At 66.2% G+C, this 11,941-nt stretch carries 9 protein-coding genes; 4 read left to right on the top strand and 5 right to left on the bottom strand.

Annotation, left to right across the window (positions count from 1 at the left end; translation table 11 throughout):
* Position 1 precedes the first annotated feature (1 nt).
* Positions 2 to 607: a peroxidase-related enzyme gene (locus tag HTZ84_RS20590; protein WP_174682380.1), complete on the top strand. Its 606-nt coding sequence runs from the start codon at positions 2 to 4 to the stop codon at positions 605 to 607.
* Between the two features lie 74 nt (positions 608 to 681).
* Here the strand turns inward: HTZ84_RS20590 and gltB are convergent, their stop codons facing one another.
* From gltB to HTZ84_RS20575, 3 genes are all read right to left on the bottom strand, one after another.
* The gene (gene gltB / locus HTZ84_RS20585) at positions 682 to 5,286 is read right to left on the bottom strand and encodes a glutamate synthase large subunit (protein WP_174682379.1); all 4,605 of its coding nucleotides are present in this window, start codon (positions 5,284 to 5,286) and stop codon (positions 682 to 684) included.
* A 518-nt stretch (positions 5,287 to 5,804) separates the two neighbouring features.
* Positions 5,805 to 7,286, bottom strand: coding sequence for a proline--tRNA ligase (gene proS / locus HTZ84_RS20580; RefSeq protein ID WP_174682378.1), 1,482 nt, complete (start codon positions 7,284 to 7,286; stop codon positions 5,805 to 5,807).
* 104 nt (positions 7,287 to 7,390) lie between these two features.
* Entirely contained in the window at positions 7,391 to 8,167 is a 777-nt protein-coding gene (locus HTZ84_RS20575) for a YihY/virulence factor BrkB family protein (RefSeq protein WP_174682377.1), read from the bottom strand.
* Between the two features lie 148 nt (positions 8,168 to 8,315).
* On the opposite strand from HTZ84_RS20575, the gene HTZ84_RS20570 reads away from it, so the two are divergent.
* Positions 8,316 to 9,290, top strand: coding sequence for a quinone oxidoreductase family protein (locus HTZ84_RS20570; protein WP_174682376.1), 975 nt, complete (start codon positions 8,316 to 8,318; stop codon positions 9,288 to 9,290).
* 29 nt (positions 9,291 to 9,319) lie between these two features.
* Here HTZ84_RS20570 and HTZ84_RS20565 read toward each other — a convergent pair whose 3' ends face one another.
* Together HTZ84_RS20565 and HTZ84_RS20560 are read right to left on the bottom strand one after the other, a co-directional pair.
* Entirely contained in the window at positions 9,320 to 10,129 is an 810-nt protein-coding gene (locus HTZ84_RS20565; protein ID WP_174682375.1) for a hypothetical protein, read from the bottom strand.
* Positions 10,130 to 10,325: 196 nt separating this feature from the next.
* Entirely contained in the window at positions 10,326 to 10,880 is a 555-nt protein-coding gene (locus HTZ84_RS20560) for an 8-oxo-dGTP diphosphatase (RefSeq protein ID WP_174682374.1), read from the bottom strand.
* A 182-nt stretch (positions 10,881 to 11,062) separates the two neighbouring features.
* Here HTZ84_RS20560 and HTZ84_RS20555 point away from each other — a divergent pair, with 182 nt between their 5' ends.
* Together HTZ84_RS20555 and HTZ84_RS20550 are read left to right on the top strand one after the other, a co-directional pair.
* Positions 11,063 to 11,485: an EamA family transporter gene (locus HTZ84_RS20555; RefSeq protein WP_174682373.1), complete on the top strand. Its 423-nt coding sequence runs from the start codon at positions 11,063 to 11,065 to the stop codon at positions 11,483 to 11,485.
* Positions 11,482 to 11,901, top strand: coding sequence for an EamA family transporter (locus HTZ84_RS20550; protein ID WP_174682372.1), 420 nt, complete (start codon positions 11,482 to 11,484; stop codon positions 11,899 to 11,901). Before HTZ84_RS20555 ends, HTZ84_RS20550 begins: the two co-directional genes overlap by 4 nt.
* Positions 11,902 to 11,941: the final 40 nt, after the last annotated feature.

Below are 11,941 nucleotides of genomic sequence, written 5' to 3'. Positions count from 1 at the left end.
CATGACCAAAAGCGACGCCGAGGAGGTCGATCCTGAACTGCGCGACGACGCGATGAACCGGTTTCCGGTCCCCGACCTCGAGAACCTGCCCGAAGACCTCAGGGAACGCATCGCGGACGAGACCGAGCGAGCGGGATTCACGCCCAACGTGTTCGCGGCGATGGCGTACAAACCCTCCCACTTCCGCGCGTTCGTCGACTACCACGACGCCCTCGTCGAGGACACGGCCCTCGAGCGCGAGGAGATCGAGATGATCGTCGTCGCCGTCTCGGGGGTCAACCACTGCTACTACTGCAACGTCGCCCACGGTGCGCTCGTGCGGATCTACGCCGAGGATCCGCTCCTCGCGGACCAACTGGTCGCGAACTACCGGACCGCCGATATCAACGACGCCCACCGCACGATGCTCGACGTCGCCGTGAAGCTAACCGAGCGGCCGACCGAGGTCGACCGCGAGGACCTCGAGGCGCTCCGTCAGGCGGGGTTCGACGAGGAAGCGCGCTGGGACATCGCGGCGGTGACCGCGTTCTACAATCTTAGCAATCGGCTGGCGATGTTCGCCGATATGCGACCCAACGAGGAGTTTCACACGCTGGGCCGAGAGTGAGATTCAGAACGGGCGGGACGGGTTCCCTCAGAAACAGCGGAAAACGAACGGACGGTCGAATTACGGGCGACCGCTCAGTCGTCGCTCGCCGCGAAGCTGGTCGATTCGGCCTCGGCGGACACCTCGGGCGCGCCGGGGAGTTCCTCGCGGACGTCGTCGCTGCCCTGCTCGGTGATCGCCTCGTGGTAGGCCTCGGGCATCACCTTCACGAAGGCGTCGAGCGCGCGCTCCCAGTTCTCGAGCAGGAGTTCGCCCCGCTCGGAGCCGGTGTAGGCGACGTGGTTCTCGACGAGTCGTCGGAGCATCTGCTCGTCTTTCTCCTCGAGGGCGTCGTGCAGCGAGACCATGCCGGTGTTGGCCTTCGCTTCGAACTCGCCGTCGGGGTCGTAGACGTAGGCGACGCCGCCGGACATCCCTGCGGCGAAGTTCTTGCCCGTCTCGCCGAGCACGGCGACGACGCCGCCGGTCATGTACTCGCAGCCGTGGTCGCCGACGCCCTCGACGACGGCCTTGGCGCCGGAGTTGCGGACGGCGAAGCGCTCGCCGGCGACGCCGTTGACGTACAGCTGGCCGTCGGTCGCGCCGTAGAGCGCGACGTTGCCGATCGAGATGTTCTCCGTCGGATCGTAGCCGGCCGTTTCGGGCGTGCGGATCGTGATCTTGCCGCCCGAGAGACCCTTGCCGACGTAGTCGTTGGCGCTGCCGTCGAGGTGCATCGAGACGCCGCTGGCGAGGAACGCACCGAAGCTCTGCCCGGCGGTGCCCTCGAGGTCGACCGTGATGGTGTCCTCGGGGAGTCCGGGTTCGCCGTAGCGGCTGGTGATGCGGTTCGAGAGCATCGCGCCGACGGTACGGTCGACGTTCGTGACCTCGGCGTCGATCGAGACCGGTTCCTGCTCCTCGATGGCGTCGGCCGCGGCCTCGATCAGGTCTCGGTCGAGTTGCTCCTCGAGTTCGTGGTCCTGCTCGCGGATCTTGCGGCGGACGTCGCTGCCGGGGTCCGCGAGGACCTCCGAGAGGTCGACGTTGCGGGCCTTCGGGTGGTCGACGTCGTCGCGCTGCTCGAGCACGTCGACCTGACCGATCATCTCGTCGAGGGTCTCGAAGCCGAGTTCGGCCATGATCTCGCGCAGTTCCTGCGCGATGAACGTCATGTAGTTGATGACGTGCTCGGGCTCGCCGGGGAACCGCTTGCGCAGGTCCTCGCGCTGGGTGGCGACGCCGACCGGGCAGGTGTTCTTGTGACACTGCCGGGCCATCACGCAGCCGCCGGTGACCAGCGAGGCGGTCCCGAAGACGTACTCCTCGGCGCCCAGCAGGGCGGCGACGGCGACGTCGCGACCGGTCTTCATCCCGCCGTCGGCGGAGACGCGGATGCGGTCGCGAAGGCCGGTCGCACAGAGCATCTGGTTGGCCTCCGCGAGACCGAGCTCCCACGGGAGGCCGGCGTTCTTGATCGAGGTGCGCGGCGAGGCGCCGGTACCGCCGTCGTGGCCCGAGATGTGGACCACGTCGGCGTTAGCCTTGGCGACGCCGGCGGCGACCGTGCCGATGCCGGCCTCGCTGACCAGTTTGACGTTGATATCGGCCTCCTCGTTTGCCGCCTTGAGGTCGAAGATCAGCTGTTTGAGGTCCTCGATGGAGTAGATGTCGTGCAGTGGCGGCGGCGAGATGAGGCCGACGCCCGGCGTGGACTTGCGGACGTGGGCGATCATCTCGTTGACCTTCGAGCCGGGAAGGTGGCCGCCCTCGCCGGGCTTGGAGCCCTGGGCCATCTTGATCTGGAGCTCGTCGGCGGAAGAGAGGTACGTCGAGGTGACGCCGAAGCGGCCCGAGGCCACCTGCTTGACGTTACACTCGCGTTCGGTGTCGAACCGCTCCGGGGGCTCGCCGCCCTCGCCGGAGTTGGACTTGCCGCCCAGCCGGTTCATCGCGATCGAGTTGTTCTCGTGGGCCTCCGGCGAGAGGCTCCCGAGGCTCATCGCGGCCGTCGAGAACCGCTCGACGATGTCCTTGATCGGCTCGACGTCCTCGAGCGGGATCGACTCGCGGTCGGAATCGAACTCGAGCAGCCCGCGCAGGGTCTGGAGGTTCTGCTGTTGGTCGTTGATCTTTTCGGCGAACTCCTGGTAGCGCTCGTAGTCGTTCGAGCGGACGGACTGCTGGAGCGCGCCGACCGTGTCGGGGTTCCACTGGTGGTGGATTCCGCCCGAGCGGTGTTCGAACTCGCCCTGTCGCTGGAGGTTCGGATCGTCCTCGTCGACGAAGGCGGTCTCGTGGCGCTCGCGGAGATCGGCCTCGATCTCGGGGAGGCCGATCCCTTCGGTGCGGTTCTCGGTGCCCTCGAAGTACTCCGCGACGAGGTCGCTATCGAGCCCGACGGCCTCGAAGATCTGGGCGCCCTGGTAGCTCTCGACCGTCGAGATCCCCATCTTGGCCATGATCTTCAACAGGCCGTCCTCGACGGCGCCGACGTAGGCGTCGATGGCGACCTCGGTGTCCGCGCCGTCCTCGCCCGCGGTGATGTCCGCGATGGTCTGGTAGGCGAGGTACGGGTTGACCGCACCGGCACCGTAGCCGACCAGCGTCGCGAACTGGTGGACGGTGCGCGGGTCGGCCGATTCGACGACGAGGCCGACGTGGTTGCGCAGCCCGTTGCGAACGAGGTGGTGGTGGACGCCGCCCGTCGCCAGCAGGCTCGGGATCGCGACCCGATCCTCGTCGACGCTTCGGTCGGACAGGACGATCACGTCGTGTCCGTCCTCGATCGCTTCGACGGCGTCCTCGCGGACGCGTTCGATCGCGTCGCGGAGGTCGTCGCCCGGCTCCTCGCGTTCGGGCTCGTAGGTGATGTCGATCGTCGCGGCCGTGATGCCGTTGGCCTCGCAGTCGCGGATCGACTCGAGTTCGGCGTCGGTCAGGATCGGCGAGTCGAGCACGAGCTGGCGGGCGTGCTCGGGGGACTCGTCGAGCAGGTTGCGCTGGTAGCCGAGCCGCGACTCCATCGAGGTGACGAGTTCCTCGCGGATGTAGTCCAGCGGCGGGTTGGTGACCTGCGCGAACAGCTGCTTGAAGTAAGAGAACAGCGGTCGGTTGAACTCCGTCAGAACCGACAGCGGCGTGTCGTCGCCCATCGAGCCGACGGGATCCTTCCCCTTCTGCATCATCGGCTCGATCAGGTTCTCGAGTTCGTCGTGGGTGTAGCCGAAGGCGGCCTGGTAGTCGCGGAGGTCGTCGACCGACTGCCGGGGCGCGCTGTCGTCGGTCGTCCGGATGTCGTCGAGGTGGACCTGCTCCTGCTCGACCCACTCGCCGTAGCGGTCGTCGGTGAGGTCGTCGAAGACCTCCTCGTCGGGGATGACACGCCCCTCGTTGGGGTCGGCGAGGAACAGCTGTCCGGGCTGGAGGCGGCCTCGCTCCTCGATGTTTTCGGGGTCGGTGTCGAGGGCGCCGGCCTCGCTGGCCATGATCAGGCGGTTGTCGGACGTGACGTCGTACCGGCAGGGACGCAGACCGTTGCGGTCGAGGACGGCGCCGACGCGTTCGCCGTCGGTCGCCGCGACCAGCGCGGGGCCGTCCCACGGCTCGACGAGCGAGGCGTGGAAGTCGTACCAGTCCTTCCGATCCGGGTCCATCGCGTCGTCGCCGCGCCAGGCCTCGGGGACGAGCATCCGTAGGGCGTGCGCGAGGTCGCGCCCGTCCTGCATCAGCAGTTCGAGGGCGTTATCGACGCTCGCGGTGTCGGACTGATCCGGGTCGTCGATGATCGGCTTGACCGCCTCGAGATCCTCGAGTACCTCGCTCTCGATGTCGGTCTCGCGGGCTCGCATCCAGTTGATGTTGCCCTGAATGGTGTTGAACTCGCCGTTGTGGATGATGTTCCGGTAGGGGTGGGCGAGGTGCCAGGCGCCGAGCGTGTTCGTCGAGAACCGTTCGTGGACCATCACGAACGTCGACTCCATGCGCTCGTCGGTCAGGTCGGGATAGTAGGTGGGGACCTGAACGCTCTTCAGTAGCCCCTTGTAGACGATCGTCTTCGAATCGAGCGAGACGACGTAGAAGCGCTCGTAGTACTTCGGATCGACGTCCTCGACGGCGTTTCCGCGAGCATCGCGAGCGGAGGCTCGTTGAGCACGTTGCTCAACGGCGTTCTCGAGGGCTCGGCGACCGACGTAGAGGCGCCGATCGAACGTCTCCTGATCGATGTCGTCCTCGGGAGCGACGACGACCTGCCGGACGTCCGGTTCGGAGTCGACGGCGGTCTTCCCGAGCTCCGCGTTATCCGTCGGGACGTCGCGCCACTCGAGAACCTCCAGATCGTAGGTCGAAAGCGAGTCCTCGACGAGCGAGACGAGCGCCGCCCGGGCCGCGTCGTCTCGGGGCAGAAAGAGCGATCCGACGGCATAGAGTTCGGGGAGATCGGTCTCGAGAACGTCCTCGAAGAAGGCGTCAGGTCGCTGCAGCATGATACCCGCGCCGTCGCCGGTGTTCTTCTCCGCGCCGGTGGTCCCGCGATGTTCGAGGTTGACGAGTAGTTCTAGTCCGTCGGCGACGACGTCGTGTCCCCCATCCCCATCGAGGTCCATGACGACGCCGACGCCGCAGTTCGACCGCTCGTCCGCGGGGTCTACGAGCCCCCGCGAACGCTCGGCGGATGACGCTATCTGTGGCTGTGTCATACACCCTCATTACGAGAACTGCTATAAGAGATTGATCCATTATGGCTAAGTGTATTATAAACACATATAACCGGATATAAGGTCTATGGCCATACTATACAAGTATCATAATTGATCAGCTCAATCCGTCGCTGAGGATGCGTTCCGGTCGTTCAACGCCGAAATTGGTGCGCGAAACCCGTCTCTACAAAGCGGCTACTGTCTTCGAAAAGCGACGTTCTCGAGCGGGAAAGGATCGCTGCCCGGGCAGGGCAGCAGTGTCAGAGGCACGTAGTGCTCACCCACCAGAGTGAACACCACATCCCTTCGTACACACTCTTTCCGTAAGGAAGATTCGGTTAAAGAGTTAGGTTCGGGTGGCTATACCGGTTCGCTATTCGCGGCAGTCCCGCTACCGAACCCACTTGCGCCGACTGCGGATCGAGAACCGAGTGCTGCCTCGAGTCGACGAGAGTATCTCGTCCGAGAGAAACGTGAGTAACAGCCCGAAGCGGACGGCGAAACGACCTGACCGGCGATCAGTACGACTTCGCGAAGTAGGCGATCTCGTCGGCGGGGTCGCCGCAGACGCCGCACTCGTCGTGCTCGGGTTCGGGCACCTCGCCGCTCGACTGCCCGCCCGCGTCTTCGAGCGGTTGCATGACGATCTCGGCGGCGATCTTCTCCTTGATGGCCTCCTCGCAGGCCTCGTCGCCGCACCACGGCGTCTTCACGTAGCCGCCGTGTTTGCCGATCGTTCCGAGGATCTCCTCGGGGCTGTGGGCCTCGCGGATGTTCTCTTCTAGGTTCTCCTCGGCCGTCTCGTAGAGCTTGTCGTAGATCTCGTCGAGGTGCTCGTCGACGCTCTCGACGATTTCGTCGCGGTCCTCGACGGACTCCTCGTTGTCCGGCCGGTGGACCATCGTGACCTCCTCGTCTTCGACCTCGTAGGGGCCGATCTCGAGTCGCAGCGGCACGCCGTTGAGCTCGTGCTCGTTGAACTTGAAGCCGGGATTGCGCTCGTCGCGGTCGTCGAGTTCGACGCGGAAGCCGGCGTCCTCGAGGTCGTCGGCGATGTTCTCGGAGTACTCGAGGACGTCTTCTTTGGTGTCCTCCTGCCAGATGGGGACGATGGCGACCTGCGTGGGCGCGATCGTCGGCGGGAGCACGAGCCCCTGGTCGTCGGAGTGGGTCATGATGAGCGCCCCGATCGCGCGCCAGGAGACGCCCCACGAGGTGGTGTAGGCCGTCCGTTCTTCCTCGTCCTCGTCGGCGAAGGTGATGTCGAACGCCTCGGCGAAGCTCTGGCCGAGGTTGTGGCTGGTGCCGCCCTGGACGGACTTCCCGTCGGGCATCAGGGCCTCGACGGTCGTCGTCGTGTCCGCGCCGGGGAACTTGTCGTGCTCGGGCTTCTTTCCGCGCAGCACCGGGATCGCGAGCACGTCCTCGTAGAGGCGTTCGTACTGGCCCAGTCGGGTCCAGACCTCGTCCCAGGCGCCCTCGTCAGAGGCGTGGGCGGTGTGGCCTTCCTGCCACATGAACTCCTTCGTCCGGAAGAAGGGCTTGGTCTCGGTGGCCTCCCACCGGACGACCGAACACCACTGGTTCAGGCGCAGCGGCAGGTCGCGGTGGCTGCGCGTCCAGTCGGCCATGAAGGGCGCGATGATCGACTCGCTGGTCGGCCGGACCGCCAGCCGCTCCTCGAGTTCCTCGTGGCCGCCCTGGGTCACCCAGGCGACCTCGGGGTCGAACCCCTCGACGACGTCCTTCTCGCGCTCAAGGAAGGACTCGGGGATAAACAGCGGGAAGTAGACGTTGTCGACGCCGGTCTCCTTGAACCAGCCGTCGAGCGCGTTCTGAATACCCTCCCACAGCGCGTAGCCGCGGGGCTTGGTGACGATGAATCCGCCCATCGGCGCGTAGTCCGCGAGGTTGGCCTTCTGGACGACTTCGGCGTACCACTCGCCGGGTTTGTGCGATTTCGACTCGGTGATTCCGAGTTCCTGGCTCTCGTCGCTCATTGGTACGTCATCCAGTCAGCGCGGTCTTAAACCATGCGAAGGCCGGACGCTCGGTGGCGCTCGAATCCGAGACGGAGCGCGAGTTTCCGGCGGCGGTCTCGAACCTACCTCGTCTCCGCCGTCGCTCCCCGGCGGACGGCGTTTACCGCCGCGCCAAGCAGTATCACGACGCCGCCGAAGTAGAGCCACGTGACGAAGAGCAGGACGGCGCCGATCACGCCGTAGGCCGCGTATTGGCCGGCGTTGGCCGCGTAGATCCGGAACCCGACCTGCAGGAGTACCCAGCCGATCGCGGCGATGATTGTGCCCGGGAACACTTCCGATATCGAGACGCTCACCGGCGGAAGCACGTAGTATATCGGCAGAAACGCGATCGTCAGTACGACGATCAGTACGAGCGTTCCGACCGCGTTGGCGAACGGGAATTGCAGGCGCAGTATCGAGAGCGCAACGCCGACGGCGACGACGAGCGCGACGGCGAGTGCGATCCCGACGAGGACGACGATGGCGTCCCGGATCTGGCCCAGGAGCGACGCGTCGACCGCGCCCGCGTACACCTCGTCGAACGCCTGGTCGAGACCGCGAAAGAGCTTCAGGGCGCTCCACGCCAGCGCGAGGAACCCGACCACGGACGCGGCCGCCCGGCCGGACGGGTCGGTCAGCGCCCGCGACACCATCTGCTGTCCCGAAGACGACAGTTGCTGACTGAGCATGCTGGCCACGCGATCGGCCAGCGCTTGTCCCCCGACGAACGAGGCGATCGTCACGGCGAGCAGCAGCAACGGTATCGTCGAGACGAACGCGTAGTAGGCGATCCCCGCGGCCAGAAACGTGAGATTCCGATCCCTCGCGAGAGCGACGACGGAGCCGACGGTCGACATGGCCGTCGTAGGACGGCTGCCCAGTTGAACCCGCTCGTGGCAGTCGCAACCGTCTCGGTTCGTTTCCCGCTCGACGACGATGAACGCTCCCTCGGTTTCGTCCGGTTCTGACAGCGTTATGTGTGCGACGCCGGTACACGCATTCGGTATGAAAGCGATCGAAGTCACCGAGTACGGCGACAGCGACGCGCTCGAGGTCGTCGACGCAGACCTGCCGGAGCCGAACGCGGGCGAGGTCCGCATCGAGGTCGAGGCGGCGGGGATCAACTTCGCGGACATCATGCAGCGCCGCGGGGTCTATCCGGACGGTCCCGACGCGCCCTACGTCCCCGGGATGGAGGCCGCGGGGACGGTCGACGCGGTCGGCGAGGGCGTCGACGACGTCTCCGAGGGCGATCGCGTCGTCGCGATGCTGAACACCGGCGGCTACGCCGAGTACGCGGTCGCGAACGCGCAGATGCTCTTCCCCGTTCCGGAGGGGATGAGCCTCGAGGAGGCCGCCGGCTTCCCCGTCCAGTTTCTCACCGCTCACTGCTGTCTGTTCGAGTGGGGCGGCCTCGAGGAGGACGAATCGGTCCTGATCCAGGCCGCCGCGGGCGGGGTCGGGACGGCCGCCGTGCAACTCGCCTCGAACCACGGCGCGGAGGTCTTCGGAACCGCGAGCACCCGGGAGAAGCTGGATCTCGCCGCCGACCTGGGCTGTGACCACCCGATCAACTACACGGAGACGGACTTCCGCGACGTCGTCGACGACGAAACGGACGGCGAGGGCGTCGACCTCGTCCTCGAGAGCGTCGGCGACGACGTCTTCGAGCGCAGCCTCGACGCGATGGCCCACTTCGGCCGGATGGTCACCTTCGGCGTCGCCAGCGGCGTCCCCGCCGAGGTCCAGAACCGACGCCTGCTCTTCGAGAACAAGACGGTCAAAGGATTCCACCTCGGTCAGGCCTCCGTTCACGACCCGAGTACGGTCATGGCGGCCGTTCCCGATCTCACCGAGGGGTTGACCAGCGGCGACCTCGAGGTGATCCTCGGCGAGTCGTTCGCGCTCGAGGACGCCGCCGAGGCCCACCAGTACATCGAGGACCGCAAGAGTTCCGGGAAAGTCGTGCTGAAGCCGTAAACGCCGATCGCACCGGGGTGACGTGCTGACTACCCGGAGTCGTTCGAGTCTTCTCCGTCGTCGGTTTCGTCGTCCGTATTCTCCCCATCGTCTGTGCTGTCTCCATCGTCTGTGCCGTCCCCTTCATCTGTGTCGTCCCCATCGTCAGATGATCCGTCTCCATCGTCCGTTTCGGACGACCCGTCGTCGTCAGACGATCCGTCTCCGTCATCCGTCTCCTCGTCCGATGATCCGCCGTCGTCCGTGGGCTCCGCGTCAGTGTCGTCGCTCGTCTCGCCGTCGCCCCCGTCGTCTTCCGAACCGCTCTCGCCATCACCGTCGCTCCCGTCGTCGTCTTCCGAACCGCTCCCGCCATCGCCGTCGTCGTCTTCAGCGTTCGTCTCTTCGCCACCGTCTTCGTCCGAATCGTCCTCGCTGGTATCGTTCTCGTCTTCGTCCGCACTGCTATCGTCTCCCTCATCGTCGTCTCCCTCTTCGTCCGCCTCGCCGTCATCCTCGTCCGATCCGTCGTCAGCGTCGTCTTCATCCGCACCGCCGTCGCTCTCCGATTCGGTCGCTTCGTCGGGGCCGTCGTCCCCGTCCGCGCCGTCCGTCTCTCCGCCGTCATCGCTCCCGTCCTCGCCGTCATCGCTCTCGTCGGAGCCATCATCGTCCCCGTCGTCCGTCGCCTCGTTCGCGTCGCTTCCGTCAGCGGACTGGCTCGAGTCGGTGTCTCGGAAGATTCCGTTCTCGGTGCTCTCCTCGCTGTCCTCGTGGGTCTCGCCCAGACAGCCCGCGAGCGCGCCCACGGTGCCGACAACCGCTGCGACGAACGTCCGCCGAGGCGTCGTCTCGGTCATATTCTCGGGTCGACCGTCCACGAGCGGATAGAAGAGTAATCAGGCGGTACTCAAGTCGGGGTCCGTATCGTCCGTAGTGATTACAGCCCACCTCTGGTAGAAGTACAGTTTTCCGAGAAAGACTGGTTCGATATCATTTCGAGGGGAGAATCCGGTCGGAGCGACGATCGACCGGCCACGGACGCCGGCCGTCGAGTCACGGGTTTCGGTCGTCGGAATTCGCCTCGAGGTCGACGTCCCACTCGAGGTCGTGATCGACGAAGTCGGCTTCGTCGAGCGGCGTGCCACCCTCGAACCGGAACTCGCCGGCGACCGTCCGCCCCTCGAGGACGCCCGGCAGCCAGAGGTAGTCGTCGTCCCACATCCGGTCGTAGGGCACCTCGCCGACGGGGATCCACTCCGGCCGGGCCTCCTCGCTGGCGGTCGGCTCGCCGGCGAACGATCGCGTCCGATAGACGTGACAGAACGTGTGTTCCGTCCCGTCGAGCACGAACTCGAGTTCGCCCGCCTTCTCGAGGGCCGCGGGATCGACCTCGAGGCCGACTTCCTCGCGGGTCTCGCGGACCGCACACTCGCGGGGCGTCTCGCCGGCCTCGAGTTTGCCGCCGGGGCCGTTGTACCAGCCCGCGCCGAGCCCCCGGCGTTTCTCGATCAGGAGCACCTCGTCGGTCCCGGTCGGTTCGCCGTCGCCCGCCGCACCGCCGTCGACGTCGCGGCTCCGCAGCGGAAAACACAGCGTCGTCTCGGTCATACGGCATCGTTCGACCCGGTCGGGATAAAGCGCCCGCACTCGAGCGAACGGGCCCGCCGTCCGATGCTCCGCCCGTTGGCGGACGCGTACTATGCCACGCGATCGCATTCATCCGTTGTCATCTTCCCGGGAATCCTCGCCGCCTTCGACAGCCGTTAAGGTGTCTCCCCCCGAGCATCCGTATGGAGTATCTGGTGTGGGTTCTCGTCGCGCTCCTGGCGTACTCCGCGGTCGCGCCGCTGACGAGTTACGTCACGGAGGACGTCCCGGCGGCGCCGGGGCTGTTTCTCGCGACGCTCGTCTTCCTCGCGATCGCGACCGTCGTGATGGTCGCCACGGGCACCGCCGATCCGTCCCTCGCGACCTCGGCCGGCGCGGGCTACGTCTACGCCGGCGGCGTCTTCCTGACGGTCGGCATCCTGGCGTACACGGCCGCGCTCGAGGCCGGCCCGGTGAGCGTCGTCGTTCCGATTTACGGACTCTTTATCGTCGGCAGTTCGGTCATCGGCATCCTGTTTCTCGACGAGACGCTGACGCTGACTCGAGCGGCCGGCATCGGCTGCGCGGTCCTCGCGATCGTCTGTAGCGCGGGTGGTGAGCAGTGAAGCGCAACTACCTCGTCCTGTCCCTGCTGGCGTTCGCGACGTACAGTCTGGTCGCGCCCCTGCTGAAGATCGCGATGGAGTCGATCCCGAGCACGACCGCGGTCTTCCTGTCGAACGGACTCATGACCGTGCTGATCGGCGCGCTGATGGCCTACCGGGGAACGTCGCCGTGGCGGTACCTCTCACACCCGAAAGCGCCCTACATCGCGGTCTGGGGCGCGTTCCTCGCCGTCGGCCTGCTGGCCTACTACCGGGCGCTCGCGCTCGGTCCGGTGAGCGTCGTCGTTCCGATCTACGGCCTGTTCATCGCGATCAGTTCCGTCATCGGGATCGTCGTCCTCGAGGAGTCTCTGACGGTCAGGAAGGGGCTGGGGATCGCCTTCGCCGTGCTCGCGGTCGTCCTCATGTCGCTGTGACCGCGTCGCGGGTCGGCGCCGGCTACCAATCCCGTCGCTC

The organism is Haloterrigena gelatinilytica, from assembly GCF_013342145.1.
GTDB classification, from domain to species: domain Archaea; phylum Halobacteriota; class Halobacteria; order Halobacteriales; family Natrialbaceae; genus Haloterrigena; species Haloterrigena gelatinilytica.
This window is presented reverse-complemented; position numbering and strand designations above follow the sequence as displayed.

Bases quoted from the DNA above. Each gene is read 5' to 3' on its own strand.
- HTZ84_RS20590 (WP_174682380.1), top strand. From the start codon at position 2: ATGACCAAAAGCGACGCCGAGGAGGTCGATCCTGAACTGCGCGACGAC.
- gltB (WP_174682379.1), bottom strand. From the start codon at position 5,286: ATGACACAGCCACAGATAGCGTCATCCGCCGAGCGTTCGCGGGGGCTC.
- proS (WP_174682378.1), bottom strand. From the start codon at position 7,286: ATGAGCGACGAGAGCCAGGAACTCGGAATCACCGAGTCGAAATCGCAC.
- HTZ84_RS20575 (WP_174682377.1), bottom strand. From the start codon at position 8,167: ATGTCGACCGTCGGCTCCGTCGTCGCTCTCGCGAGGGATCGGAATCTC.
- HTZ84_RS20570 (WP_174682376.1), top strand. From the start codon at position 8,316: ATGAAAGCGATCGAAGTCACCGAGTACGGCGACAGCGACGCGCTCGAG.
- HTZ84_RS20565 (WP_174682375.1), bottom strand. From the start codon at position 10,129: ATGACCGAGACGACGCCTCGGCGGACGTTCGTCGCAGCGGTTGTCGGC.
- HTZ84_RS20560 (WP_174682374.1), bottom strand. From the start codon at position 10,880: ATGACCGAGACGACGCTGTGTTTTCCGCTGCGGAGCCGCGACGTCGAC.
- HTZ84_RS20555 (WP_174682373.1), top strand. From the start codon at position 11,063: ATGGAGTATCTGGTGTGGGTTCTCGTCGCGCTCCTGGCGTACTCCGCG.